Origin of the sequence: Ralstonia sp. SET104 (genome assembly GCF_003851545.1) — a bacterium.
GTDB lineage: Bacteria > Pseudomonadota > Gammaproteobacteria > Burkholderiales > Burkholderiaceae > Ralstonia.
Window position 1 is genome coordinate 159,028 of sequence record NZ_BHVX01000006.1, and the last position, 25,578, is coordinate 184,605.

General features: G+C 63.3%; 27 protein-coding genes. 7 read left to right on the forward strand and 20 right to left on the reverse strand.

Annotated elements, in window-relative coordinates; genetic code table 11:
* Positions 1 to 11: 11 nt before the first annotated feature.
* Positions 12 to 1,349: an aspartate aminotransferase family protein gene (locus PSUB009319_RS09980; RefSeq protein ID WP_124382070.1), complete on the forward strand. Its 1,338-nt coding sequence runs from the start codon at positions 12 to 14 to the stop codon at positions 1,347 to 1,349.
* A gap of 1 nt (position 1,350) precedes the next feature.
* Complete coding sequence (locus PSUB009319_RS09985) at positions 1,351 to 2,874, forward strand: CoA-acylating methylmalonate-semialdehyde dehydrogenase (protein ID WP_124382071.1); 1,524 nt, start codon at positions 1,351 to 1,353, stop codon at positions 2,872 to 2,874.
* A gap of 76 nt (positions 2,875 to 2,950) precedes the next feature.
* On the opposite strand, the gene PSUB009319_RS09990 is transcribed toward PSUB009319_RS09985, so the two are convergent.
* Together PSUB009319_RS09990 and PSUB009319_RS09995 are read right to left on the reverse strand one after the other, a co-directional pair.
* Positions 2,951 to 3,157: a cold-shock protein gene (locus tag PSUB009319_RS09990; RefSeq protein ID WP_124382072.1), complete on the reverse strand. Its 207-nt coding sequence runs from the start codon at positions 3,155 to 3,157 to the stop codon at positions 2,951 to 2,953.
* A gap of 177 nt (positions 3,158 to 3,334) precedes the next feature.
* Entirely contained in the window at positions 3,335 to 3,544 is a 210-nt protein-coding gene (locus PSUB009319_RS09995; RefSeq protein ID WP_124382073.1) for a cold-shock protein, read from the reverse strand.
* On the opposite strand from PSUB009319_RS09995, the gene PSUB009319_RS10000 reads away from it, so the two are divergent.
* The gene (locus PSUB009319_RS10000) at positions 3,543 to 3,791 is read left to right on the forward strand and encodes a hypothetical protein (protein WP_124382074.1); all 249 of its coding nucleotides are present in this window, start codon (positions 3,543 to 3,545) and stop codon (positions 3,789 to 3,791) included. The two genes, PSUB009319_RS09995 and PSUB009319_RS10000, sit on opposite strands and share 2 nt — an antisense overlap.
* A 103-nt stretch (positions 3,792 to 3,894) precedes the next feature.
* Positions 3,895 to 5,790 (forward strand): potassium transporter Kup, encoded by a 1,896-nt coding sequence (locus PSUB009319_RS10005; protein WP_124382075.1) that lies wholly within the window; start codon positions 3,895 to 3,897, stop codon positions 5,788 to 5,790.
* A gap of 109 nt (positions 5,791 to 5,899) precedes the next feature.
* Here the strand turns inward: PSUB009319_RS10005 and PSUB009319_RS23225 are convergent, their stop codons facing one another.
* The gene (locus tag PSUB009319_RS23225; RefSeq protein ID WP_260392945.1) at positions 5,900 to 6,073 is read right to left on the reverse strand and encodes a hypothetical protein; all 174 of its coding nucleotides are present in this window, start codon (positions 6,071 to 6,073) and stop codon (positions 5,900 to 5,902) included.
* On the opposite strand from PSUB009319_RS23225, the gene PSUB009319_RS23230 reads away from it, so the two are divergent.
* The gene (locus PSUB009319_RS23230) at positions 6,017 to 6,151 is read left to right on the forward strand and encodes a hypothetical protein (protein WP_260392941.1); all 135 of its coding nucleotides are present in this window, start codon (positions 6,017 to 6,019) and stop codon (positions 6,149 to 6,151) included. The two genes, PSUB009319_RS23225 and PSUB009319_RS23230, sit on opposite strands and share 57 nt — an antisense overlap.
* A gap of 30 nt (positions 6,152 to 6,181) precedes the next feature.
* Here PSUB009319_RS23230 and fdhD read toward each other — a convergent pair whose 3' ends face one another.
* The 4 genes from fdhD to PSUB009319_RS10030 are packed head-to-tail and all read right to left on the reverse strand — an operon-like array spanning position 6,182 to position 11,279.
* Positions 6,182 to 6,997, reverse strand: coding sequence for a formate dehydrogenase accessory sulfurtransferase FdhD (gene fdhD / locus PSUB009319_RS10015; RefSeq protein ID WP_124382077.1), 816 nt, complete (start codon positions 6,995 to 6,997; stop codon positions 6,182 to 6,184).
* The gene (locus tag PSUB009319_RS10020) at positions 6,994 to 7,239 is read right to left on the reverse strand and encodes a MarR family transcriptional regulator (protein ID WP_124382078.1); all 246 of its coding nucleotides are present in this window, start codon (positions 7,237 to 7,239) and stop codon (positions 6,994 to 6,996) included. Before PSUB009319_RS10020 ends, fdhD begins: the two co-directional genes overlap by 4 nt.
* Positions 7,239 to 9,596 (reverse strand): FdhF/YdeP family oxidoreductase, encoded by a 2,358-nt coding sequence (locus tag PSUB009319_RS10025; RefSeq protein ID WP_124382079.1) that lies wholly within the window; start codon positions 9,594 to 9,596, stop codon positions 7,239 to 7,241. The genes PSUB009319_RS10020 and PSUB009319_RS10025 overlap by 1 nt, the downstream gene beginning before the upstream one ends.
* Before the next feature lie 27 nt (positions 9,597 to 9,623).
* Entirely contained in the window at positions 9,624 to 11,279 is a 1,656-nt protein-coding gene (locus PSUB009319_RS10030; RefSeq protein WP_124382080.1) for an OFA family MFS transporter, read from the reverse strand.
* Between the two features lie 345 nt (positions 11,280 to 11,624).
* Here PSUB009319_RS10030 and PSUB009319_RS10035 point away from each other — a divergent pair, with 345 nt between their 5' ends.
* Entirely contained in the window at positions 11,625 to 13,007 is a 1,383-nt protein-coding gene (locus tag PSUB009319_RS10035; RefSeq protein WP_124382081.1) for an APC family permease, read from the forward strand.
* Here the strand turns inward: PSUB009319_RS10035 and PSUB009319_RS10040 are convergent.
* From PSUB009319_RS10040 to PSUB009319_RS10100, 13 genes are all read right to left on the reverse strand, one after another.
* Complete coding sequence (locus tag PSUB009319_RS10040; protein WP_124382082.1) at positions 12,990 to 13,403, reverse strand: Hpt domain-containing protein; 414 nt, start codon at positions 13,401 to 13,403, stop codon at positions 12,990 to 12,992. The genes PSUB009319_RS10035 and PSUB009319_RS10040 overlap by 18 nt on opposite strands.
* Before the next feature lie 154 nt (positions 13,404 to 13,557).
* On the reverse strand, positions 13,558 to 16,653 hold the full coding sequence (locus PSUB009319_RS10045; protein ID WP_124382083.1) for an efflux RND transporter permease subunit: 3,096 nt from the start codon (positions 16,651 to 16,653) through the stop codon (positions 13,558 to 13,560).
* Between the two features lie 2 nt (positions 16,654 to 16,655).
* Positions 16,656 to 17,813, reverse strand: a complete 1,158-nt coding sequence (locus tag PSUB009319_RS10050; protein WP_124382084.1) for an efflux RND transporter periplasmic adaptor subunit — start codon at positions 17,811 to 17,813, stop codon at positions 16,656 to 16,658.
* A gap of 4 nt (positions 17,814 to 17,817) precedes the next feature.
* The gene (locus tag PSUB009319_RS10055) at positions 17,818 to 19,194 is read right to left on the reverse strand and encodes a TolC family protein (RefSeq protein ID WP_185453439.1); all 1,377 of its coding nucleotides are present in this window, start codon (positions 19,192 to 19,194) and stop codon (positions 17,818 to 17,820) included.
* Between the two features lie 169 nt (positions 19,195 to 19,363).
* On the reverse strand, positions 19,364 to 19,615 hold the full coding sequence (locus tag PSUB009319_RS10060) for a MerR family DNA-binding protein (RefSeq protein WP_260392933.1): 252 nt from the start codon (positions 19,613 to 19,615) through the stop codon (positions 19,364 to 19,366).
* Between the two features lie 72 nt (positions 19,616 to 19,687).
* Positions 19,688 to 20,104: a BON domain-containing protein gene (locus PSUB009319_RS10065; RefSeq protein WP_124382085.1), complete on the reverse strand. Its 417-nt coding sequence runs from the start codon at positions 20,102 to 20,104 to the stop codon at positions 19,688 to 19,690.
* 86 nt (positions 20,105 to 20,190) lie between these two features.
* Entirely contained in the window at positions 20,191 to 20,661 is a 471-nt protein-coding gene (locus tag PSUB009319_RS10070) for a DoxX family protein (protein WP_124382086.1), read from the reverse strand.
* Entirely contained in the window at positions 20,658 to 21,416 is a 759-nt protein-coding gene (locus PSUB009319_RS10075) for a DNA-binding domain-containing protein (RefSeq protein WP_124382087.1), read from the reverse strand. Before PSUB009319_RS10075 ends, PSUB009319_RS10070 begins: the two co-directional genes overlap by 4 nt.
* Positions 21,403 to 22,272, reverse strand: a complete 870-nt coding sequence (locus tag PSUB009319_RS10080) for a DUF692 domain-containing protein (RefSeq protein WP_124382088.1) — start codon at positions 22,270 to 22,272, stop codon at positions 21,403 to 21,405. Before PSUB009319_RS10080 ends, PSUB009319_RS10075 begins: the two co-directional genes overlap by 14 nt.
* Positions 22,273 to 22,295: 23 nt before the next feature.
* Positions 22,296 to 22,562 (reverse strand): DUF2282 domain-containing protein, encoded by a 267-nt coding sequence (locus tag PSUB009319_RS10085; protein WP_124382089.1) that lies wholly within the window; start codon positions 22,560 to 22,562, stop codon positions 22,296 to 22,298.
* Positions 22,563 to 22,801: 239 nt separating this feature from the next.
* Positions 22,802 to 23,320 carry a DNA-binding protein gene (locus PSUB009319_RS10090; RefSeq protein WP_124382090.1) on the reverse strand — a complete coding sequence of 173 codons (519 nt, stop codon included), beginning with the start codon at positions 23,318 to 23,320 and terminating at the stop codon, positions 22,802 to 22,804.
* A 120-nt stretch (positions 23,321 to 23,440) separates the two neighbouring features.
* Complete coding sequence (locus tag PSUB009319_RS10095; protein WP_124382091.1) at positions 23,441 to 23,710, reverse strand: H-NS family nucleoid-associated regulatory protein; 270 nt, start codon at positions 23,708 to 23,710, stop codon at positions 23,441 to 23,443.
* 158 nt (positions 23,711 to 23,868) lie between these two features.
* Positions 23,869 to 24,774 (reverse strand): DMT family transporter, encoded by a 906-nt coding sequence (locus tag PSUB009319_RS10100; RefSeq protein WP_124382185.1) that lies wholly within the window; start codon positions 24,772 to 24,774, stop codon positions 23,869 to 23,871.
* Between the two features lie 134 nt (positions 24,775 to 24,908).
* Here PSUB009319_RS10100 and PSUB009319_RS10105 point away from each other — a divergent pair, with 134 nt between their 5' ends.
* Positions 24,909 to 25,358: an Lrp/AsnC family transcriptional regulator gene (locus PSUB009319_RS10105; protein WP_124382186.1), complete on the forward strand. Its 450-nt coding sequence runs from the start codon at positions 24,909 to 24,911 to the stop codon at positions 25,356 to 25,358.
* Positions 25,359 to 25,578: the final 220 nt, after the last annotated feature.

A 25,578-nucleotide genomic window follows, 5' to 3' on the forward strand; every position in this document is an offset into this window, starting at 1 on the left:
CGGAGCTGCCGATGAAACCCGCACCGCACCCGCTGGAAACCACTGATCTGTCCCATTTCTGGATGCCGTTCACAGCCAACCGCCAGTACAAGGCCGCGCCGCGCCTGCTGACGTCGGCCCAGGGCATGTACTACCGCGACGGCGACGGTCGCGAAGTGCTGGATGGCACCGCGGGCCTCTGGTGCGTCAACGCCGGCCACTGCCGCAAGGAAATCGTCGACGCCATCGCCACCCAGGCTGCCACGCTGGATTTCGCACCCACTTTTCAGATGGGCCACCCCTTGGCTTTCCGGGCGGCTGAGAAAGTGGCCGAGATCATGCCGGAAGGGCTGAATCGCATTTTCTTTGTCAACTCGGGTTCGGAAGCGGTGGATACGGCGCTCAAGATTGCGCTGGCGTATCACCGTGCGCGCGGCGAAGGGCAGCGCACGCGGCTGATTGGCCGTGAGCGTGGCTACCATGGCGTGGGTTTCGGCGGCATTTCAGTGGGCGGTATCTCGCCGAACCGGAAGGCGTTTTCTGCCAACCTCGTCCCCGGTGTGGACCACCTGCCGCACACGCATGCGCCTGAGCACAACGCGTTCTCCAGAGGGCAGCCGGCTTGGGGCGAGCACTTGGCCGACGAGCTGGAGCGCCTCGTTACGCTGCACGATGCATCGACGATCGCTGCTGTCATTGTCGAGCCGCTGGCCGGCTCCACGGGCGTGCTGGTGCCGCCCAAAGGTTACCTGCAGCGTCTGCGCGCGCTGTGCGATAAGCACGGCATCCTGCTGATCTTCGATGAGGTCATCACCGGTTTTGGCCGCCTGGGCGCGGCAACTGCGGCGGAGTTCTTTGGCGTAACACCGGATCTGCTGACGATGGCCAAGGGCATCAACAACGCTGCCGTGCCGATGGGTGCCGTGGCGGTGCGTCAGTCGCTGCACGACACGGTTATCGATGCGGGGGCGCCTGGTGCGATCGAGCTGTTCCACGGCTATACGTATTCTGCGCATCCGCTGGCTGCCGCTGCCGCTGTTGCCGCCATCGACCTGTATCGCAGCGAAGGTCTGTTCGAGCGTGCCCGCGCGCTGTCGCCGGCATTCGAAGCGGCCGCGCATTCAGTCAAGGGTGCGCCGCATGTGAAGGACATCCGCAACCTGGGGCTGGTTGCCGGCATCGAGCTGGAATCGCGCCCCGGCGCCGTGGGCGCACGCGCTTACGAAGTCTTCCTGAAATGCCTGGAGCGTGGCGTGCTGGTGCGCTACACCGGCGACATCCTGGCGTTTTCGCCGCCACTCATCATCGAAGAGGCGCAGATCGCGCGCATTTTCGAAACCGTCCGTGCCGTTCTGCAAGAGGTAGCTTGAAATGAATCGACCGATTGATCCCGCAGTGACTGAATCTGTGGTCAGCCACTACATCGGCGGCCAGCGCCAGGGCAGCGCAAGCGCGCGCAGCGCCGATGTGTTCAACCCCGCCACCGGCGCCGTGAGCGCCCAGGTGCTGCTGGGCGGCAAGAACGAAGTGGCTGCCGCCGTGGCCGCCGCGCACGCTGCCGCACCGGCCTGGGCCGAGACCTCGCCGCTCAAGCGCTCGCGCGTTCTGTTCAAGTTCAAGGAGCTGCTCGACCAGAACCAGGACGCCCTGGCCGCCGCCATCACGCGCGAGCACGGCAAGGTGTTCTCCGATGCCAAGGGCGAAGTCACGCGCGGCATCGAGGTGGTGGAATTCGCGTGCGGCATCCCGAACCTGCTCAAGACCGAGTTCACCGATAACATCGGCGGCGGCATCGACAACTGGAACCTGCGCCAGCCGCTGGGCGTGGTGGCTGGCATCACGCCGTTCAATTTCCCGTTCATGGTGCCGATGTGGATGGCGCCCGTGGCACTCGCCTGCGGCAACACGTTCATCCTCAAGCCGAGCGAGCGTGACCCGAGCCCCAGCCTGATGATCGCCGACCTGCTCAAGCAGGCTGGCCTGCCCGACGGCGTGTTCAACGTTGTACAAGGCGGTAAGGATGCCGTCGATGCTCTGCTCGAGCATCCGGACGTCCAGGCTGTCTCGTTCGTCGGCAGCACGCCCATCGCCGAATACATTTACGCCGAGGGCACCAAACGCGGCAAACGCGTGCAGGCCCTGGGCGGCGCGAAGAACCACCTCGTGGTCATGCCGGATGCGGATCTCGACCAGGCTGTTGACGCCCTGATCGGTGCCGGCTACGGTTCGGCCGGCGAACGCTGCATGGCGATTTCCGTGGCCGTGGCTGTGGGCGACGTGGCTGACAAGCTCGTCCCGCGCCTTGCCGAGCGCGCCCGCGCGCTCAAGATCGGCAACGGCATGGAATCTGACAGCGAAATGGGCCCGCTCGTTACGGCCGCGCACAAGGCCAAGGTGGAAGGCTACATCGCCAAGGGGGTGGAAGAGGGCGCCAAGCTGGTAGTGGATGGCCGCGGCCACACGGTCGATGGCCATGCTGAGGGCTTCTTCACCGGCGGCACGTTGTTCGACCACGTCAAGCCTGGGATGACGATCTACAAGGAAGAGATCTTCGGCCCGGTGCTCTCCGTGGTGCGCGTGCATGACCTTGCCGAGGCGGTGAACCTGATCAACGCACACGAGTTCGGCAACGGCGTGTCGTGCTACACCAGCGATGGCGGTGTGGCCCGTGCGTTTGCGCGGCAAATCCAGGTCGGCATGGTCGGCATCAACGTGCCGATTCCAGTACCGATGGCCTGGCACAGCTTTGGCGGCTGGAAGCGCTCGCTGTTCGGTGACCACCATGCCTATGGCGAGGAGGGCGTGCGTTTCTACACGCGGTACAAGAGCGTGATGCAACGCTGGCCGGATTCGATCGCCAAGGGTGCCGAGTTCGTCATGCCGACGGCCAAATAAGCCGGCACGTCACCAATGAGAAAGGGAGGCATTGCCTCCCTTTTTCTGTTGAGCATGCCGAGTTGAAACCGGCACGTCATATTGGTTTGATGTTGACGGCGATGAGATCGCCATCGGGCCCAATCTCTACATCAAAGCTGACGCGCTGGCCTTCATGGAATGTCTGCGAGCGCGAAAACTGGATCTCCGAGTCCCGAATAAAACTCGGGGCAGCATGCATTTCTGCAGCTGCCCCGGCGGGCGGATCATATTGAACGGCGTTCTCTTCAATTCGGCTGGCCATTGCATGCTCCCAATAGGGGTTCGTCAAACCAGGCCACCGTTTCCGGCGGCCATCCGACTGCTTGATGGCAAACACGTACTGAACAACCTGCCTGGCGGAATATCCCGGCCAATACACGCGCGAGGAAAACCTCGCGCGGCAAGCCAAAACCGGGCTACCGCGCCCGCGTGCTCCTTGTTACTGAGACTGAGGCACGATGTTCGAAGCTTGCTTGCCCTTCGGGCCTTGCGTCACGTCGAACGTCACCTTCTGACCTTCCTTCAGGCTTTTGAAGCCTGCGGAGTTGATAGCGGAGAAATGTGCGAAAAGATCTTCGCCGCCATCATCCGGGGTAATGAAGCCGAAACCCTTTGCGTCGTTGAACCACTTGACGGTACCAGTAGCCATGATTTTGAGTCGTGAAGTTGAGAAATCGATCGGCCGCCGGCCAAAACAAACGCAGCAGGCAGACCCGGCCAAACCGGCCAAACGATCGTTTGGTGAATATATGCTTGGCGCGTCGCCCCGTCAAAGTCTGTTTTTTAATCCTTTCGGTTTGGAATGGGCCGGGCCGTTGTTTTTGGGAGCGCAGCAGGGTTGGCGTGCGGTTGCCATCCGTGCAAACACCCGCGCAAAGCCGAGCGTTTTCACCTAAGCTTTAGTGGCTTTTGCCGCACTCGGTTCGGTCTACCAAGCCGGTGCCGCAGGCGGTGCACGAAAATTGCGTGTGCCCCCGTCGTTCCAGTCGCAGCCTACCCATGACGACAGCCGCAGCCAGTAAAACCAAGAAAAATCCCGCGTTGATGGCCACCATGGTGGGCGCAATCGGCGTGGTCTTCGGGGACATCGGCACCAGTCCCCTGTATGCGTTAAAAGAGTGCTTCAACCCCGAGCACGGGGTTCCGTTTTCCGACCAGACCGTCTTCGGCATCCTGTCGATGCTCTTCTGGGCGATGACGCTGGTGGTGTCCATCAAGTATGTGGTGTTCGTCATGCGCGCGGATAACAACGGCGAAGGCGGCATCCTCGCGCTCACGGCATTGGCCATGCGCGCCAGCAGCGGCAGCGCCCGGTTCACGCGCACACTGATGCTGCTTGGCCTGCTGGGCGCCGCCATGTTCTACGGCGATGCCGTCATCACACCGGCCATTTCAGTGCTCTCCGCCATCGAAGGCATGGAGATCATGGCCCCCGCGCTGCAGACGTGGGTGTTGCCGCTGGCGCTGATCGTGCTGATCGGCCTGTTCCTGATTCAAAGACAGGGCACGCATGTGGTTGGGCGCCTGTTCGGGCCGATTATGGTGATCTGGTTCGTGCTGTTGGGATTGATCGGGCTGGCTTCGGTGGTGAAGTCGCCGGAGATATTGGTGGCGCTGAGCCCCGTGTATGCCATCGAGTTCGGGTTCCGGCACACCGTACTGGCGTTTGTGGTGTTCGGCTCGGTGTTTCTGGCGTTGACTGGCGCAGAGGCGCTGTATGCCGATATGGGCCACTTTGGCGCGCGCCCCATCCGCTATGCGTGGTTCTACATTGCCATGCCGTGCCTGCTGCTGAACTACTTTGGCCAGGGCGCCTTGCTGCTGCGCGAGCCGAGCGCCGTGCAGAACCCGTTCTTTCTGTTGATGCCGAACTGGGCCGTGGGCCCGATGGTGGTGCTGGCCACGGCCGCCACGGTCATTGCGTCGCAGGCCGTTATCTCTGGTGCATTCTCGATGACGGCGCAGGCGGTGCATCTGGGCTATGCCCCGCGCATGAAGATTCTCTATACGTCGGATGTCGAGATCGGCCAAATTTACGTGCCGGTGGTCAACTACATACTTTTGGTGCTGGTGGTGGCGGTGGTGCTGGCCTTTGGCAAGTCCGACAACCTGGCTGCGGCCTATGGCATTGCGGTGACGACAACCATGGTGCTGACGACAGGCCTGGTCACGGTGGTCATGCACAACGCCTGGAAATGGCGCCTGTCGCTGGTGGTCTGCATCGGCGCGGTGTTCCTGGCAGTGGATCTGTCGTTCTTCGCCGCCAACCTGCTCAAGATTGCGGCGGGCGGTTGGTTCCCGCTGCTGCTGGGCGGCCTGATCTTCTTCCTGATGGTGACGTGGCATACCGGCACGCAACTGTTGAAGGCGCGCAACGTGGAGGGCGGCATTCCGCTCGAGCCGTTCATGGAAGGTCTGCTGCGTCATCCGCCATATCGTGTGGACGGCACGGCCGTGTATCTCACGCCCAGCATCGATTTCGTGCCGCTGGCGCTGCTGCACAACCTCAAGCACAACCACGTGCTGCACAAGCGCGTGCTGTTCATCCACTTCCGCACGCTGGCTGTGCCATATGTGGAGCCTGCCAAGCGCCTGGTCATCAAGACCATTGGCGACGACATCCACGCGGCCGTGGTGGATTTTGGCTTTAAGGAAACACCAGCCGTGGACGAGATCGTCCGCAGCGTAGGTGAGCGGCTCGGGACCATTTTTGAAGATATGGAAACCTCGTTCTTCATTACGCGGGCCACGGTGGTGCCATCGCCGTTGCCGGGTATGGCGATGTGGCGCGAGTCGCTGTTCGCCTGGATGCAGCACAACAGCGCCAAGCCGTCGGACTTCTTCCGGATTCCCGCCAACCGCCTGGTTGAGCTGGGTAGCAAGGTGGAGATTTAAGCAGGGCAGCACGCATTGCCAAAAAAACAGCCCTCACTGTGGAGGGCTCAACAGTGCTCTGCCAGGAGGGGCAGCACTGCAATACACGGTAATGCATGCCGGGCCGCGCTCAGAACAGGTGATGAATTCCGGTCAGCACCACGGTCTGCCGGTCGTGTGTCTGGGCCGCCAGCCGGGCAATGACGACGGTATCCGGGCAAGAAGCTGTCAGCCGCCGTTGACGGCCGTGGATCTTCACCTGGATGACATGGCTTCGCAGGCGGTCGCCTTGTTGTTTGATCACTTGGGCGGAGGCACAGATGCCCGCCGCTGCGTTGTTCCGGCCCTACCGAAGCTGGTGATTCGCGAGTCTTCAGGCTGATGCGCGGCGATGGCGTGATACGCGGGCCACTCAGGCAAACCGCGTCACGCTATCGCCCCGGCAGAATGCCAGCAGCGTGAGGTTGCCTGCCTTGGCATGCTGGATCGCCAGCGAAGAGGGCGCGGAGATCGTCGCCAACAGCGGTACCTGCATATGCACGCACTTGCGCGCCAACTCGAAGCTCGCACGGCTGGTCATGACGATGAAGCCGTCTGCCGGGCGAATGCCGAGCCGGGCCAACCGGCCGATCAGCTTGTCCAGCGCGTTGTGGCGTCCCACGTCTTCCAGCACATGCAGCGGCGCGTTGCCGTCTGCGGGCGCCCAGCCCGCGGCATGCACACCGCCCGTCAGCGCGTTCGCTGGCTGATGCGAGGCCATTGCCTGCATTGCGTCCAGCACTTGTGCGTCGGCAAGTGATGCCCTCCACGCAGGCGGCACAAGCGGCGTCGGCGCGTCTTCAAAAGTTTGCAGGCTCTCAATGCCGCACAGGCCGCAGCCGGTCGGGCCAGCCAATGCGCGGCGGTGTTCCTTCAGCCGCACGAAGCAATGCGAAGCGATTTCCGCATGCACTTCGAGCCCATGCGGATGCGCTTGCACATCTGCGCCGCGCCAATCGGCACGGCTGTCGATGATGCCTTCGGACAGTGCGAAGCCCAGCGCAAAGTCCTCCAGATCGGCAGGCGAAGCCATCATTACCGCATGCGTGATGCCGTTGAAGACGAGCGCGACCGGGGCTTCGTCGGCGACAGCAGTGGTGGTGTCTTCTTGCGTGCCGGCGCGTGTGCGTCGCGCTGCGGTGGTGGAGGCGACGGGTAATCCGGCGGGGTGACGGGTGAGGAATGTCATGCAGTGAAATCAGGCAAAACGCGGCCGGCGTCGAGCAATACGACAAGCCAGCGCGCATCATCCATGGTGATGCGCAGCAGGCCGGCATCCGCCAGCGGATGCAATGCGCGCAGCACGGTGCTGGCGCGCTCGCCCACACGCTTGGTCAACCAGGGTAGTGAGACCGGCTTGCCGGCCTCGGTTTCGCGCAATGCTGCCAGCAGCGCCAGTTGCAGCGCAGACCATGCCGGCTCTGTTGGCATCAGGCTTGGGCCGCGGTGGCCGTCTGGGTCTGGGTCGGGGTCGGGGTCTGGGCCGGCCGTTCAACCTGGCTGGGTACCAGCATCACCGGAATCGACTTGGATGTCGGCGTGCGCGCCTGATCGGCGAACGATGTCAACGGCACCAGCGGATTGGTCTCGGGGTAATACGCCGCGAGGCAGCCGCGCGGAATGTCATACGCCACCAGGCGGAAGCCATCGGCGCGGCGTGTGGTGCCGTCTTCGGACAGCGTGATCATGTCGATCCACTCACCGTCTTTCATGCGGATCGTGTGCAAGTCTTCCTTGTTGATGAAGACCACGCGGCGCTGGCCGAACACACCGCGGTAGCGGTCATCCATGCCATAGATGGTGGTGTTGTACTGGTCGTGCGAGCGCACCGTGGCGAGCGTGAAGACCGTGGCGTCGGCGTGGCGCTCGCGAGCACGGTGAACCGGTGTATCGGTCGGCACGGCGTGTGTATGGAATTCCGCCTTGCCCGACGGCGTGCTCCAGACGCGTTCCGATGCAGTGTTGCGCAGGCGGAAGCCGCCCGGCACGCGAATCTTCTCGTTGAAGCCGGCAAAGTCGTCAAACACGGCTTCGATGCGTTCGCGGATGCGGTCGTAGTCTTCAACCAGCCAGCCCCAGGGGATGTTGCTCTCGGGCAGCGTGGCTTCAGCCAGCCGAGCCACGATGGCGGGCTCGGACAGCAAGTGCGGCGACGCCGGCGGATTGATCCCCGCCGACATGTGCACCATGCTCATCGAATCTTCTACGGTCACGCCTTGCGTGCCGCCGGCTTGTTGGTCAACTTCGGTGCGGCCCAGGCAAGGCAGGATCAGCGCGGCCTTGCCGTGCACGATGTGGCTGCGGTTGAGCTTGGTGGTCACGTGCACGGTCAGGTCGCACTGGCGCAGGCCTGCCCACGTGGCGGCGGTATCCGGCGTGGCCGCGGCAAAGTTGCCGCCCATCGCAAAGAACACGCGTGCGGCACCGTGTTGCATGGCTTCGATTGCGCCGACGGTGTCGTAACCGTGCTCGCGCGGCACCTGAATGCCGAACACGTTCTCCAATCGATCAAGAAACGCGGGTGCGGGCTTTTCGTAGATGCCCATCGTCCGGTCGCCCTGCACATTGCTATGGCCGCGCACCGGGCACGCACCGGCGCCCGGGCGGCCGATGTTGCCGCGCAGGAGCAGCAGGTTGACGATCATCTGGATGGTCGCCACGGAATGCTTGTGTTGGGTGATGCCCATGCCCCAGCACGCGATCACGCTGCCGGCCTTGATGTAGGTATCGCCGGCTTGGCGGATTTCGTTTTCGGGCAGGCCCGATTCGGCCTCGATGGTGGCCCACGATTCGGCGCGCACGTCAGCGGCAAAGGCGTCGAAGCCACCGGTGTGCTGCGCGATGAACGCGTGGTCAACGATGGCGGGTTCGCCGCGGCTGCGTGCCACATCATCGCGCTCGATCACGTGTTTGATGATGCCCTTGACGGTTGCAAGGTCACCGCCAATACGCACCTGGTGGTACTCGGTGCTGATGCGCGTGGAGCCGAGCGTGAGCATCTCGATCTTGCTTTGCGGATCGGCAAAGCGCTCAAGCCCGCGCTCGCGCAGCGGGTTGAACGAGACGATGTTCGCGCCGCGCTTGGACGCCTCGCGCAGCTCGCCGAGCATGCGCGGGTGGTTCGTGCCCGGGTTCTGGCCGAAGATGAAGATGGCATCGGCGCGGGTGAAATCGTCGAGAGTGACGGTGCCCTTGCCAACGCCGATGCTGCCCCGCATGCCCGTGCCGGAGGGCTCGTGGCACATGTTGGAACAGTCGGGGAAATTGTTCGTGCCATACGCGCGCACGAACAACTGGTAGAGGAAGGCCGCTTCATTGCTGGTGCGGCCGGAGGTGTAGAAGATCGCCTGATTCGGATCGGGCAGCGCACGCAGGTGCTGCGCGATCAGCGCGAAGGCGGCGTCCCATTCGATCGGGACGTATTTGTCGCTGGCCGTGTCGTACACCATCGGGTGCGTCAGGCGCCCCTGGTCTTCGAGTGCGTAGTCGGACCAGTCCGCCAGTTCGCGCACAGTGTGCTGCGCGAAGAACGCCGGCGTGGTGCGGCGGGATGTGGCCTCGGCGGCCACGGCCTTCACGCCGTTTTCGCAAAACTCGAAGGTGGAGGCGTGATCCCGATCGGGCCACGCGCAGCCGGGGCAGTCGAAGCCGTCGGGCTGGTTGGCCGACAGCATCGTCTTGGCGCCCTTGGCCGCGATGCCTTGCGACAGCAGTTGATGTGCAACGCTCTTGAGTGCGCCCCAGCCGCCGGCCGGATGACGGTAAAACTCGATCTTCTGGTGCTTCATGGCTGGGGGGCGGCTTTAAATCACGTGTTAGGAGAACAGAACTGCGGCTTTTTGGAGTGTAATCCAAACCCCCCAGCCCAACGGCAGGCCCACGGCCGCCCAGGCCAGCACCACAGCCACGGCGGAACCCGGGTGTGCCTTCCATTCCAGCGACGTTTCCGGCGAAGCGGCCGCCGGCGTCGGGCTTTTGGTTGCCGCAGCGTGACGTTGCTCGTCGAGTTGCTCTTCGGTCATGAAATGCTTTGCGTTGACCGGGCGCACCAACAGGTTGCAGATGAAGCCCAGGATCAGCAGGCCAGCCAGAATCATCATCGTGATGTCGTACACGGCTGCGCGTTCCACACCGTGAGCGATCTGGTATTCGCGCAGGTAGTTCACCAGCACCGGGCCCAAAATGCCGGCCGTCGACCACGCGGTCAGCAGGCGGCCGTGGATGGCGCCCACCATTTGCGTGCCGAACATGTCAGCCAGATACGCTGGCACGGTCGAGAAGCCGCCGCCGTACATCGACAGAATCACGCAGAAGGCCAGCGCGAACAGCGCGATATTGCCGGTGTGCGACGTCCACGGAATCGATGCATACAGCACGAAACCGAGCACGAAGAAGACGGCGTACGTCATCTTGCGGCCCAAGCGGTCCGACAGCGATGCCCAGAAGAAGCGCCCGCCGATATTGAACAGGCTCAGCAGACCCGTGAAGCCCGCAGCAATGGCCGCGATCTGGCCCTTTTGCGCCGCAGTCAGATCCATGAACGATGTCGTCACGCCCAGCAGCTTGCCGCCAAATACTTCCTGCAGCAGCGGCGAAGCCATGCCGAGCACGCCAATGCCGGCCGACACGTTCAGGCACAGCACGGCCCAGATCAGCCAGAACTGCGGCGTCTTCAGGGCTTCGTTGGCGTGGACATGACGTTGCGTGACCATCGTGTCTTTTGCCTTGGCGAGCGAGGGCATCCAGCCGGCAGGTTTCCAGCCCACGGGCGGTACGCGGTAGCCCAGCGCGCCGGCCATCATGAACACGAAGTAAATGCCAGCCAGCACGATAAAGGTTTGCGATACGCCCACCGATTCCGGCGTGGCAAACAGCTTCATCAGGCGGTCAGCCAGCGGAGCACCGATCATTGCGCCGCCGCCAAAGCCCATGATGGCCATGCCGGTGGCCATGCCGCGCTTGTCCGGAAACCACTTGATGAGCGTCGACACTGGCGAGATGTAGCCAAGCCCCAAGCCGACACCGCCGATCACGCCCGAGCCGATCCACAGCAGCCACAACTGGTGCACCTGGATCCCGAGCGCCGAGATCAACAACCCGCCGCACCAGCACACCGCCGACACCACGCCGGCCTTGCGCGGGCCGACCCGTTCCAGCCAGCCGCCCCACAACGCAGCCGAGGCGCCAAGGAACACGAAGAACAGCGTGAACATCCAGCCCAGACTGGAGACACGCCAGTCGCAGGCGGTGGTGAAGAGTTCGGCAAGCAGCGAGACATCAGCGCCGCAGACAAGCGGCTTGGTAATGCCCAGCGCGCGGCCAAGCGGCAACCAGAACACGGAGAAACCATAAGCCATGCCGATGCACAGATGGATGGCCAGTGCGGCAGGCGGAACCAGCCAGCGGTTGAAACCAACCGCAGCGACGGTGCGCTCCCGTGAAAAAAATGGATGAAGAACGGCTTCGGACATCGAATCCCCCCGGATAAGTTGAGCCCGCGTTTTGACGTACGTACTGAAATGGTGCGGCCGCCCGGTTCATGGCCTGGGCGTGCCAACCGGCTGCAGTTGGAATGCGCCGACGTTGCCCGCGAAAGATAGTGGGGCATCGTGTTCTAGATCAATAGTTGTAGTTACCCGTTGTATTGCGAATTGCGCAAAATGCAGCCTAATTGATTAAATTATGTAAATAAAAACATAAGAAACGCCGATGAGGGATCGCCGCAATTGGTGTTCCGCCTGCAAGCGCCAATACTGAAGAACCGAAGAAAAAGGGGCGCGCACCACTTGGGCGGCGAGGAATCGTGGAGGTGACCGATGGCAGTCGATACGCAACTCGAAGCCCACGCACTGGGTGTGAGCGAATCCGTCGTCATGGGTGTGGCGGGCACTGCGCCTGCGTTCAGCATTGCCGCCACCACGGCCACGCTGATCGGCGCGGTAGGCGCGCTCACGCCGGCCAGCCTGCTGTATTGCGGGTTGATTATGTTTGGCGTGACGTTTGCATACCTGCATCTGAACCGCGTCAACCCGCATGCCGGCGCGGCGTACGCCTGGGTGGGGGCCATCTTCAACCGTACGCTGGGTTTCTTGGCGGGTTGGGCCCTGCTGGTGGCATCGGGTGTGTTCATGGTATCGGGCACGATTCCGGCTGCAACGGCCACGCTCACATTGGTGGCGCCGTCACTGGCCGCGCAGCCTGCCGTGGTGGCGCTGGTGGCTGCAGCGTGGCTGCTCGTGGTAAGCGCCGTCATCATCAAGGGCATCAAGCTGACGAGCTATTCGCAGATCGCCATGACCGCGACGGAGACAGTCATTCTGGGTGGCTTGATCGTGCTGGCAGTGGTGAAGTTTGGCGCGCACCCAGCGCATGCGCTGTCGTGGGCGTGGTTGTCGCCAACGGCATTTACGCCGCGGTTGTTTGCCACGGGCGCGCTCACGGCGCTGTTTTTCTTCTGGGGCTGGGACGTGACCGTGAACCTGACGGAAGAAACACGCGACGCCAATCACGCACCGGGCCGTGGCGCACTGTGGGCCATGGTGATCGTGCTGGCGCTGTTCATGGGCTTTGCCGCCGTGATTCTGCTTGTGCTGAGCGACGCTGAGATCGAGCAGTCCAGCACCAACGTCATCTTTGCAGTGGCCGAAAAGCTGCTGCCGCGCCCGTGGAGCTACGTGGCCGTGGTGGCCGTCATGCTGAGTACGATCGGCACGCTTGAAACCTCCATCCTGCAATTCACCCGCACGCTCTACGCCAAGGGGCGCGATGGCATGCTGCACACGCGCTACGCCAAGTTGCATCCAAGATGGCGCACGCCGTGGGTGGCCACGGTCGTCATCTCAGCGATTGGGTTGGTGCTGCTTTTTGGCGCGTCGTTTTTTCCGAGCATCAACGCCATCATCAAGGTTTCGGTCAATGCGATCGGGTTTCAGGTGGCGTTCTACTACGGCCTGGCTGGCTTTGCCTGCGCGTGGCACTACCGGCATGAAGCGCTGCGCTCTGTGTTCAACGCGGTGTTTCTGGCGGGCTGGCCGTTGGGCAGCGCACTGTTCTTGTGGTTTATCGCGGCGTACAGCGTGCCGACCTTTGATATGACGACAAACCTGGTAGGGCTGGGCGGCATCGCCGTGGGTGTGGTGCCGCTGCTGCTCAATCGCTGGTCTGCGCAGCGGGTCGCCCGGTTAGCCCGCAACCGTTGAGTCTGGCCACGGGAGCGCGCGGGCCAGTTGGCGAAACTCGTCAGCAAGGGCGCGCAGGCAGGTGATGGAGGATTGCATCTCCGCCGCGCGTTCGTGATAGGGCCGTGCGCTGTGCGCGGAGCGCTCGATGATGCGGGCGGTATCGCCGATCGGCTGATGCCCCAGCATGCGCGCTGAGCCGACAATGCGGTGCGCGGCTTCGACGATCTGTACGACTTCACTGCCACGGATGGCTTTCTCAAGGCTGACGAGATCCTGTTCCACCGTCTCGGAAAACAGGTCAATGATGAAGCGCCATTGTTGGAGGTCGTCGCCAAACAGTTCGGCAAGCGTGGCGACCACTTGCGCGGGGAACTGCGCGGTGATGTTGGCGTATACGTTGGACGTGGAGTGCATGATGGCGCGCGTGCGATGAAGAGCTGATAGGCACTTTGCACGCCGTGCGCGCACGCAACCATGAGATTGGTCCGATTCTGGCGCTGGCCAACATGAAACGGGCGCACCGCTCTTGCAGGCGGTGCGCCCGATGTCCTTCCTGTGCAGACACGCCTCAGGGCAGCATCGCCGCAGTCGGGCTAACGTCCGAATCGCGTGACGGCGGGCGGCGATGGCGGTGCGCCCACGTAAACACCACCGGCAGCACCAGCAGCGTGAGGATGGTGGTGGTGACCATGCCGCCGACGATCACCAGCGCCAGCGGGCGCTGCGCTTCCGAGCCGATGCTGTGCGACAGTGCCGCAGGCAACAGGCCCAGGCCCGCCAGCATGGCCGTCATGATCACTGGCCGCAGGCGTAGCGCGGCGCCATCCACCGTGGCTTCGCGCAGGTTTTCAGATTGCGCCAGACGATTCACATACGAGATCAGGATGACCCCGTCCTGGATGGCGATGCCAAACAGCGACAGGAAGCCGATGCCCGCCGAGATCGACAGCGTCTCGTGCGCGATATGCAGCGCCAGCAACCCGCCAATGGCCGCAAACGGCACGTTCAGTACCACCATCAGCGCGTCCTTGAAGTTGCCGAACGTGCTGTACAGCAGGAGGAAGATGACGAGGATCGTCAACGGCACGATCACCATCAGCTTGCCCTGCGCGACCTTCATCTCGTTGAACTGCCCGTCCCACTTGACGGTGTAGCCCTCGGGCAGCTTCACGCTGTTGCCCACCACGCGCTGCGCCTCGTCCACCGCGCCGCCCAGGTCACGCTCACGCACGCCAAACTTGATGGCGATGTAGCGCTTGCCTTCTTCGCGGTAGATGAAGAACGGGCCGTCAGTCATTTCCACCTTGGCGATCATCGATAGCGGAATGTGCTGACCGTCAGGCGTGTCGATCAGCAACTCGCGAATCGCGTCGTACGACGCACGCGCCTGCTGATTCAGGCGCACGGCCAGCCCGAACGATTTCTCGCCTTCCAGAATCTGCGTGACTGGCGCGCCGCCAATGGCGTATTGCACGAGGCTCTGCACATCGCTCACGTTGATGTTGAAGCGCGCGGCGGCCTGGCGGTCGATGGATACGTTCAGCGTTGGCTGGCCCAGCTCGCGGAAGATGCCCACATCCACCAGCCCTTGCACCTTCTTGAGCTGCGCCTGGATTTCATTGGCCTTGGCTTCCAGCACGTTGAGATCGTTGCCGAACAGCTTGACGGAGTTCTCGCCCTTCACGCCCGAGAGTGCTTCGTCCACGTTGTCCTGGATGTACTGCGAGAAGTTGTATTCGATGCCCGGAATTTTCTCCAGATGCTTGGACAGACGCTCGACCAGTTGCGCCTTGGTCATGCCCTTGGCCCATTGATCAGGCGGGGCGAAGTACAGGCCGTATTCCTGGTTGAACACGCCGGTGGAATCGGTGCCGTCATCCGGGCGGCCGATCTGTACCGAGACCTTCTGGATCTCGGGCTGCTTGGTGAAGTACGTGCGCAGGTCGTTGGCCACCGACGCCGAGTAGTCCAGGTCCACCGTATTGGGCAACGTAATGCGCAGCCACAGGTTGTTCTCTTCCAGCGTTGGCAAGAACTCCGTGCCGAGGAATGTCGCGCTGTACAGCGTGAGCACGAGCGCGGTGATGGCGGTGGCAAACACGGCCATCGGTCGCGCAATCAACTTGCGCAGCAACGGCTTGTACCAGCGCAGAATGGCCGTGATGAACGCCGGCGAATGCGGATGCAGTGACTTGCCGAACACGAAGGACGTGGTGGCCGGCACGAAGGTCAGGCTCAGCACGATCGAGGCCATCAGCGCGAAGCCCATCGTGAAGGCCATCGGCTTGAAGATGATGCCTTCCACACCGCCGATGAAGAACAGCGGCGAGTACGCCACGATGATGATGCCTGTGGAGAAGATCATCGCGCGCTGCACTTCGCTGGTGGCCTTGATGATGGCGTCGTCCAGCTTTTCGGCGCCTTCTTCCAGGTGCCGCATGATGTTCTCCATCACGATCACGGCCGCATCGACAATCACCCCAAAGTCGATCGCCCCGAGCGAGATCAAATTGGCCGGCACATGGAAGTGCTCCATGCTGATGAACGAGACGCACAGCGCCAGCGGAATCACCGCGGCCACCACAGCGGCCGCGCGCAGGTTGCCCAGGAAGACGAACAACACCGCCAGCACCAGCGAGATACCGACCACCAGCGTGTGTTCGACCGTGCCCATGGTGATGTCAAGCAGCACCTGGCGATCATAGAATGGCTTGACCTGGATCGACTTGGGCAGGATGCCGTCGTTCAGCTCGGCAACCTTCTCGCGCACCTTGGCCAGCACTTCGGTGGCGTTGGCGTCGCGCTTGAGCAGCACGATGCCTTCCACCACGTCGGGCTGGTCGTTGTATTGCACCTGGCCCAGGCGCTGCACGTTTCCGACTTCTACCTCGGCAATATCGCGCACGCGTACCGGTACGCCGTTGTTGGCGTTGACCACCACGTTGCGGATGTCTTCCACCGTTTGCAGCAAGCCCACGCCGCGCACCACGAATTGCTGTTCGCCGTCGCGCAGCAGGTTGCCGCCGGTATTGTTATTGGCATTGCCAATGGCTGTGATGAGCTGAGACAGCGTGATGCCGTACGACTGCAGCTTCGCCGGCGACGGCACGATGTGGTACTCCTTCACCTTGCCGCCGAAGGAGCTGACATCCGCCACACCCTGCACGTGCTTGAGCTCTTTGGTGATGTCGTAGGCCTGGTAACTCTTGAGCGTGGTGAGATCCACGCCATCCCCCACGAGGCGGAAGCGCATGATCTCGCCCGTGGCATCTGAGTCCGGGCTCAGCGAGGATTGCACCCCGGTCGGCAGATTGGCCGACGCCAGATACTGCGAGAAGTTCTGCCGCGCCTTGAAGCTGTCGGTGCCCTCCTTGAACTTGAGCGTCACCACCGACAGGCCAAACAGTGATACCGAACGGAATGACTGCACATCTGGCACGCCGGCCAGCGCGTTTTCAATCGGGATGGTGATCTGCTGTTCGACTTCGGTCGTGCTGCGGCCGGGCCACTGCGTGATGGCCTGCACCGACAGCGGCGCCACACCCGGATACGCCTGCAGCGGCAACTCCCGGAACGACAGCACGCCCGCCGCCAGCAGCGCAACCGCCAGGAAGACAATCAGCAGACGCCGCTTGAGAATGCCCGCGATGGGGTTGAAGCCCATACCTACGCTCCCGCCTTCACGATCATTTCGTTAAGCAGAGCGGCCCCGCGCACCACCACTTGCGACGAGGCGTTGAGCCCGGCCGTGACGGCAAAATTGCCATCGGCGCCCGTGTCCTTGCCGCGCACTTCGACGCGCTTGAAGTGCGTGGCGTCGCTTTGCACGATCACGTAGTAGCTGCCGTGGTCTTTCACCAGGGCGGACTTCGGCACCACGGTGGCTTCACCGCTGCCGGTCTGGATGCGCGCCGTGGCGTACATCTCGGGGCGCAGCAGGCCGTCGGGGTTGGGCACGTCACAGCGCACGGTGAGCGTGTGCGTGGCCGGATCGATGTTCGGCGCAATAAAGCTCACGCGGCCCGTGAACTCGCGCTGCGGATACGACGACGTATGCAGCGAGATCGGCTGGCCGATGCGCACGCTGGCGATGTCGTTCTCATACACATTGCCCGTGAACCACAGCACACGCGTATCGACGATGCTCATGAACGAGTCGCCCACGTTCAGGAAGGCGCCCGGGTCCATGTTGCGGCGGACGATGGTGCCCGAGATGGGCGCGCGCAGCGTCAGGTGCTCAGCCGGCGTGCCGCGCTTGGCGATCTGCGCGACATCGGCGTCGGACATGCCCAGTACGTGCAGGCGGCCGGCGGCGGATTGCACGGTGGCGTCTGCGTCTTCCTGCAGATCCTTCATGTTGGAACTCTTGAGCTGGCGGGCGGTATTGAGTGCCAGCAGGTATTCCTTCTGCGCGGAGATGAAGTCTGGCGCATACAGCTCGGCAATCGGCTGCCCTTCGCGCACCAGTGCACCTTCGAACTGGAGGATGTGATCCAGCCGGCCAGCCACGCGTGCCGAAGCCAGCTTGGTGCGCTCAGCGTTGTAGGCGAGCTTGCCCGGCGCGGACAGCTCTACCGGCACCGCAAGCTGGCTGACTTGCGCAACCTGCACCTGCTGCGGGTCGAAGCCGCCGGCGGGAATCTCAACGGAATCAGGTTTCGGGCGGGCCGGGGCAGTGGCCGCAACGGCAGAGGCGGCCGCCGGTTTGGCTGCCTCAGCCGGGGCAGCGGCAGGCCACTTGCGGCCGACCACCACGCCAACAGCAACAGCCGCCGCCAAGGCGATCACCGAAGTTACGGTGGCGATAGGAGAGAACTTCTTCATGGTTTTATTGAGCTTGAACCGGCGAGCGGCCGGTGGCCGCGAGCAGCGCGTGATAGGCCTGCAAGGCCGTGGCCTGTGCCTGGGCGACCGACAGTTCGGCGTTCTTGAGCGCGCCCTGGGCGGTCAGCAGGTCGTTGAAGTCGGCGTTGTTGCTGGCGTAGTTGGTCATCGTCACGCGATAGGCCGCCAGCGCCTGCGGCAGTTGCCGCTGCTTGTTGAAGTCGAGCTGCGCGAGCGTCTGGCGCAGCGTGTTGTAGGCGGTATCCACGGCCAGCAGCGTCTGCTGACGCACTGACACATCGTTGGCTTCCATAGCGATCTGGCTTTCCACTGCCTGGTTCACGCCGTACTTCTCTTTGAACAAGAACCAGAACGGGATGATCACGTCCAGCTCGATCTGGTAGCTGTTCGGGTGTACGCCATACGGCGGGTTTTCCGTTGTGACGGTGGCAATGACCTGGAAGTCGGGCAGGTAAGCCTTGCGCGCCAGCGTCACGCTCTTGCGTGCGGCGTCCATCAGCTCGGCCGATGCCTTGATCGACGGGTGCTCACGCAGTGCCTGGTTTTCCAGCTCGGGCAGGGGCTCGGACGGCAGGTGCACCGCTTCGTCATCGGCGCGCAGTTCCAGCGGGAAGCTCGGCGCTTTGCCGATGAGTGTGTTGAGCGTCTGCAGCGTACTGTCGTACTGGCGCTGCGCGGCAAACAGGTCGTTCTGCGCGCTGCTTTGCATGACCTGCGCGTTGAGGAAGTCGGCGTAGGCAGCGGCGTTGTTGGCGTAGCGCACACGCGTGATCTGCTTGACCTGCTCCAGGCGCGTGATGGTCAGCTTTTGTACGTCGATCTGTTTTTGCAGCGCGACCGCCTGGTAGTAGGTGGTGGAAAGCTGCGCGTAGAGCTGCAGATACAGCGCGTCGTTCTGCGAATTGAGTGATTCAGCCTGCCGGTCTGCAATTTCCGCCGCCAGCGCCTTCTTGCCCGGAAACGGAATCTGCTGCGTCAGGTTGTACTGGCTGCCGACAGCGCGGTTGACCGCCAGCGGGAACCCCTTGGGGATGTTGTTCCAGATGTAGCCGATCTGCGGGTTATTGGGCGCGGCAAGCTGCGGTGGTATCGACTTGGCCGACAGATAGGCGTGCCGCCCTTGAATGAGCTGCGGGTTGTTGCTTTTCAGCTCCTGCAGCAATTCGACCAGATTAAAGCCGGGCCCGGTGACGCCCGGCACGGACGTCTTGACGGGCGGCATGGTTGCCACCGGCAGACTGGCCGCAGCCGTGGCCGGCGTTGGCGCCGGTGTGGCTGCCCAGGCAGCGGAAAATGGCAGGCAGGCCACCGCGCAAAGCACGGCCCTCGCCCGTGGATGAAATGCACCCCGATGTTTCACTGCTGCAGACTCCCCTTGAGACGGGAGCGTTTTTACCGGCGCGAACTTTCAAGCGCCTTTCACGACTCAGCAAGCCGTCAGCAAGCCGTCTGGGCGTTGGAAAAACGCGCAAAAACCGCCCCCACGGCGGCAGTCTGCGACAGTTATATGACAAGATATGGCGAGTGTCTCAGGCCGTTGCAAGCGGGCATGGCATGCTGACGCGGGCGGCAAGTGCGTCGCGCATGGCTTGCAAACTGGCGATGCGCGCATCGATGGTGGCCAATTTTTCCCGCAGCAGCGCGGTGACGTCGGCGTCGGTGTCGGGTTGCTGCCACACCTGCGTCATACCTTCGCCTATCTCGGCCAGCGTAAAACCCAGTTGCTGTGCCCCTCTCTTTCGAAACCGCAGTGTTGCGTAATTGGCTTCGGGCTGCTGCAATTGGCGCCTGTGGCCTGCGGGCCAGCGCGAACGGGCACGCAGGCGGCTTAAGCGCTTAAGTGCCTAAGCGATTTAGCGTGCGGCTGGGGCGCTGGCCGGCGCGGCGGGCGGCAAGCCAGCCGGGATGAGGGGGCCGCCGCCCAGCACCTGCATGCGCGAGAGCACGCGCAACTGGTTGTCGAGCTTGGCGGGGTCAACAAAGCGTTTGACGTCCTCGCCGGCGCGGCGGGCCATTTCAGGGGTATCGACCCAGCCCGTCAGCGTAACGTTGCCGTCAGGGGTAGAGCGGATGCGGATCTGGCGCGTGTTGAGTGCCGTGTCCTGATCCAGCGCTGCCTTGACCTGATATGACAGCAACGAGTCGTCGATCATGCGAGCGCCGACGGTGTTCGGGCTTTCGCCCCACGCGCAGGCTGTGAGGAGCGCTGCGGCACCGATTGCCGCCAACACACCGGCCGGGGCTGCGAAGGACAACTGAGGGAAGCGCATCGATGCTCCTGAATAGAGGGCTGACGAGGGGGCTGACAAGAAGAGCTGCAACTCCACATCATAAGCCCGCTGCGCTCGCAATCGGCTTAACGCGCGCGGCGTTGCCACATGGTCTGCAACGCCAGCCAACCCGGCCCCACCGTCGCCACAAGCGCAATCAGCACGCCCCACACAAAATGGAACTCGATGGCCGACGCCGACAGGTTGGCCCAGTACGACAGCGCCGCGACTACGTTGACGAAGAACAGCCCCGCCGCAGCCAGCCGCGGCACGATGCCAGCCAGCATCAGCGAGGGGAAGATCAGCTCGCCAAACGTGCCGAGCCCCGCCGCCAGCGCTGGAGGCAGTAGCGGCACTTTGTATTCCTCGGTAAAAAGCAGCAAGGTTGTGTTCCAGTCGTGCAGCTTGGTCAGGCCCGAACGGAAGAACACGTAGAAGAGATACGCGCGTGCGATCAGCAGGATGAGCGAGCAGAGGGCACTCTGCGGGCCGGCAAGCCGGTCAAGCGATGCGCGGATGCGCGTGAGCGGGGCAACGGTTGTGGTGAGGGCGTTCATGGCATGTCTCCGGTAGACGTTGCTGTTGGGCAGGCGGACAGCGCGAGCAGCCCCGCGCGATAAAGGCCAGACAGGCATGTGGTGAGATCAAAATCCGCCCGCTCCGCCAACGTGGTTTCGAGCGCGGCCTGGAGCGACGGCGTGGCGGCGCAAGCCGCAAGGAACGTGGCAGTGGCGGCATCAACATCGAGCACAGCAACGCGATTCCCACGCGCCGTGATTGCCGCCGCTTCGCCCACACCCAGGTCAATCTCATTGAGCGGGATGCCCGCGTCAGGCTGATGCGCGCGCCAGATCGAAACCACTGGCCACTGTGAGGCCACCCACCGAACGCCGTTCGCAAGCTCTGCGCGAATGGTGTCCGCCGGCCGCGCGAGCAAGGTGACATCCACCGCCTTCTCATGCGCATCCGGCGCGTAGTACGCCCAGTGCACGCACCACTCCAGCCGTGCCACATCAGCCAGATACGGCACGCTGCCGGCCAACGGCGATTGCGCGATGACGTTTGGCAACGCATCTCCATAGCGATGCAGATTCGGCGATGCGCATGCCTGCGCGGCCAGCGTGTCGCGCACGAGCGCATCAAAACACTCGTTGCCAACGAGTGCGCGACAGACCGGGTATGCCCCTGCGAGCGCGTTGCGCAGAATCGCCAAGCGCGCGTTGCGGTAGATGGCTACGCCACGCGTTTCTTCGTTGCTTGCGCGGTTGGTGAGCACGCCGATCAGGTGAGACTCCCACTCAGGCAATCGCATGGTTTGCCTCCCGCATCGGTGCGTTGGCATGACGATCGAGCACCGCTTGCGCGCGTGCTGCCTCCTCCAGCAGCACCTGCACCGGCGGAAGATCGGCATCCCATTCAATGAGCGTTGGGCGTGCCCCGTGTTTGGCGATCCACGCGTCATACAGCGCCCAGACGGGGGCATGCACCGGCGCGCTGTGGGTGTCGATCAGCATGCCGTCTTCCACGCTGAAACCCGCCAGGTGAATCTCGCCGACGAGCGCAGGGTCAATATCGGCAAGCACCGATTCCACGGTCACACCATGGTTGACGCTGTTCACGTACAGATTGTTCAGGTCCAGCAGGATGCCGCAGCCGGTGCGCCGCGCGAGGTCAGTCAGGAATGCGCCCTCAGAGATGGCCTCGTCGGCATCGACCAGGGCACGGCAGTCGATATATGCCGCGATGTTCTCGACCAGCAGCGACCGCTTGAGGATGTCCTGCGCCCGCATGACGTTGGCGCAGACAATATCCAGCGATTCGCGGGAATAGGGCAGGGGCAGCAGATCGTTGACGACCTGCGCGCCGCTGCGGTTGAAGCACAGGTGCTCGGAGATGGCGGCGGGGGCAACGGCGTCGGTCAATGCTGCGATGGCGTGCATGTGTTCGATGTCGAGCCCTTCTGCATTGCCGAGCCCCATGCCCACGCCGTGCAGGCTCACGGGCTGGTGTTCTCGCGCGGCCAGCAGCGCGGCGCGGGCGGGGCCGCCATACAGATAGTTCTCGCTGTGCACCTCCACCCACGGGAAGTGGGCCACCCCCCGGAGCAAGGCGGGAAAGTGCGGTGCGCGCAGGCCTGCGCCGGCGCAGGTTGGCAGAGCGGTCTGCATGGCGGTCACCCGGCTGGCCTGCGTTACTTGGCCGGTGCCTGCATCGTGCCGCCCATCTGCGCGCAGGTGCCGGCGGGCACGTACTTCCACGACATCGGGTCTTTATCGATCTTCGACTGGCCGGCGCAGGCGTGGGCGCTGCCCGGGCTGGCGCAATCGTTCTGGCCAGCCTTGGCCACGCCGTAGCACTTTTCCTTGGCCATTGCGTCGGCGGCCTGCACCGGCGTCGACAGTGCGCCCAGCGCGAGCAGGCTACCCAGAGCGGCGGCAATCATGGCGTGTTGTTTCATTTGCGTTCTCCTTGAATGAGCAGGTGTCGTTCAACGGCAGACAGGGCGGAATCCCTTGCCGTACGGTGCACTGCGGCATCGCGCAGATGTGTTCCGTGCACCTTTGTCGACACAGGCGCGCGTTCCTGACACGGAGAACAGAAATTTTTTGGATTTTTTTTTGAGAGCCAAACCGGCAATGAAAAAAGGCGACCCGGATGGGCCGCCGTTCTAGGCAACTTCGGCTGAGCAGGAAAGATTTACCTGACGTGCGCAGCGCGGGTGCGTGCCGCCTTCTTGGCAGCCGCGGATCTGCCAGCCGCGCCCTTGGTGGCCGCGCCCTTCTTGGCCGCCGCCGAGCGCTCGCTGCTCGAACGCTTGGAGGCCGCGCTATGCGCCTGCTTGGATAGCGACGATTTGGAAGCCGCCGAATGATCTTCTTTCTTCAGCGTGCGGGTTGTGGTCTTGCTGCGCTTGGCGGTGGATTCCTTGCTGGCACTGGCGTGGCTGCTCTTCTTGCTGCCAGCTTTGACGTCGTGTTCCGCCTTCTTGCGCGTGGCTGCCGACGCCCTGCCTTCCCCCGGTGGCTTGACGGCAACGCCTGCGCGGCGAGCCTTGGACAGCCCGATCGCGATGGCTTGCTTGGTGTTTTTCGCACCGTGCTTGCCCTCGCGGATGTGATCCATCTCTTCCTTCACGAAGTTGCCCGCCTGGGTCGAGGCGGCCTTGCCGTGGCGCTTGTCGGCGCGCGCACGTTCTACGGTTTTGCGTTCCGGCATGATGACGTCCTCCGTTGGGTTAGGGCGCTGGCCGGCAATGCGATGAATCAGATCACCGATCCACCACCGGCAGCGCTTGCCCCACAACCACGCAACCGGCGTACCTGCGCGGCGCCGGACTCAACCCACGCGGAAATGCTCGATGCTCTGTCCAGCATTGACGGCGCGTTGCAGCCAGTCGGGCATGTCGCCCAGGCCGTCCCAGTGTTGGCCGTCGGCGCTCATGTAAACCGGGCCGATAGGTGTTGGGGGGGGCGGTGGAGGCGGCGGCGCGTCAAAGCAGCCGTGCGCCTGCAAATCTTCGACAGACAGATCGTAGGTTTGCATTTGTTCCAGGATCCAGGCGACCGCGGTTTCGCGGCCCGGCTCCGGCGGGTGACCTTCCTTCATCTTGTACGTAGGTTTGGAGTTTCTGTCCGCCGGCTGCCTACCCGAGAGAGAAGCGGGGAGAGGGCAGGCGCAGGGCGCGCCGGGCGCCAGCGGAAAACGCACAAGAATACCAGCAGTTGAGCCGCCGATTCGTGTTGCAAATGCGGCAACCTATTGTGTTATCTGGCGGCAGGCGAATCGGGCCGTGCCCGCCGCCACCGATATGGCGACCACCCCAGGTTCATGCCCGCCGCCGCCAGCAGGATCGCTCCGGCGCCCAAGAACTGCGCAAACTGCAGCCGATGCCCGAACGCAACGATGTCTACCACGATGGCGACGATCGGATAAATGAAAGACAACGACCCCGTCAGATGCGTCGGCAGCCGTTGGATGGCGCCATAGAGCAGGATGTACACCAACCCCGTATGCGCCACGCCCAGCGTGATCAGTATTCCCCACGTGTGCGCATCGGCCGGCAGATGCTGCAGGTTGGCCAGCGGCGCCAGCATCAGCACCCCCACGCATACCTGGATGAGGGCAATCAGATGCGGCGGCGTGCCGGCCAGCTTTTTGATGAGGAAGGCTGCCACGGCATAGGCAAACGCCGCGCCCAGCGCCATGGCAATGCCCGTCAGGTAATCGGTGCCCGTGCCGCTGGCTGCCGGCCCCACCTGCACGATCAGCACGACGCCAATAAAGGCGAGGGCCAGCCATGTGAGTTTGGCGGCGGTCAGCTTTTCCGACAAAAACAGCGCGCCCAGCCCGACCAACATGAAAGGCTGCGTGTTGTAGACCGCCGTGGCAATCGAGATGGACGCCCGCGGATACGCCGCAAACAGCAGCAGCCAGTTGATGACAATGGCAACGCCGCCCAGCGCCGCAATGCCGGCGCGCTGCCACGTGATCGCGCCGCGCAGCAGCCCCAGGCCCGCGCATACCGCCAGCAGCGTCAGCGCGCCGAACACGCAGCGCCAGAACACCACGTCGGTCACGGGCTGGCCGGAGCGAATGACGAACCAACCGATCGTCCCGGAAATCATCATGGCGGTGGTCATCTCGACCGTGCCGCGCGTCTTGTCGTTCATGTGAACCACCTTGAGCGTTGAATGCAAGAAGGATCGCATGCGGATCGGCTGACTTCCATCGCTTTTCTGAGGCAAAATGCGCGCTCTTTCTAATGAAGTAAGGCGAAATGCCAGAACGGCAGCTCGGAGGCATGATGAGCACGATTGACGCGCTGGACCAACGGATTCTGGATGTCCTGCTGACCGATTCCCGCATCTCGCTCAAACAACTGGCCGAGCAGGTGGGGCTGTCGTCCCCCAGCGTGTCGGAGCGCCTGCGCCGTCTGGAAGCGCGCGGCGTGATCCGCCATTACACCGTTGATATCGATCCCAAGGCGCTGGGCTACGCGCTGCAGGCCATCGTGCGGGTGCGGCCCATGCCGGGCAAGCTGCATATCGTGCAGAAGCTGATCGAGGAGATTCCGCAGATTGGCGAATGCGACAAGGTCACGGGCGAGGACTGCTTCATTGCGCGGCTGTACGTGCGCTCGATTGACCAGCTCGACCACATTCTCGACCGCCTGGCCGATCACGCCGAAACCAATACCGCCATCGTCAAGACGCAGCCCGTGAAGCGGCGTGCGCCGCCGTTTGCAGACAGTTGAGCACGTGCTGGTCATCGTCGAGGTGCAGGCCGGGCGCACCAATATTGCGGCATTGGCTGCGCTCAAAGCAGCAACGACAACATCAAGTGCTACCGCACGTCGGTGGCGCTCAGCTGCTTGACGGGTGGGGCTCGAAGTGCGGGTGGGCAGGCGTTGCGCGCTCTTCCACTGGCGGCGCAATGCGTCAATACGGGGATGAGGCTATAGTGCCCCGGCGCAC